Source organism: Allobosea sp. ASV33, from assembly GCF_016428755.1.
In the GTDB taxonomy this organism is placed as follows: Bacteria; Pseudomonadota; Alphaproteobacteria; order Rhizobiales; family Beijerinckiaceae; genus Allobosea.
Window position 1 is genome coordinate 1 of sequence record NZ_JAELTI010000331.1, and the last position, 302, is coordinate 302.

A 302-nucleotide genomic window follows, 5' to 3' on the forward strand; every position below is an offset into this window, starting at 1 on the left:
CATGTTGCCCCAGCTCGGCGTCGGCGGCACGATGCCGAAGCCGAGAAAGCTCAGCACCGACTCGAACAAGATGACGCGCCCGACAGTCAGGGTGAAGGCGACGATGATCGGCGTGATGGTGTTGGGCCTGTCTCTTATACACATCTCCGAGCCCACGAGACTCTAGGCGCGATCGCGTATGCCGTCTTCTGCTTGAAAATGGGGGGGGGGGGGGGGGGGGGGGGGGGGGGGGGGGGGGGGGGGGGGGGGGGGGGGGGGGGGGGGGGGGGGGGGGGGGGGGGGGGGGGGGGGGGGGGGGGGGG

1 pseudogene is annotated in these 302 nt (G+C 73.2%); it reads right to left on the reverse strand.

Annotation, left to right across the window (positions count from 1 at the left end):
• A pseudogene (locus JHD80_RS28950) lies at positions 1-126 on the reverse strand (ABC transporter permease); the annotation flags it as partial.
• Positions 127-302 lie beyond the last annotated feature (176 nt).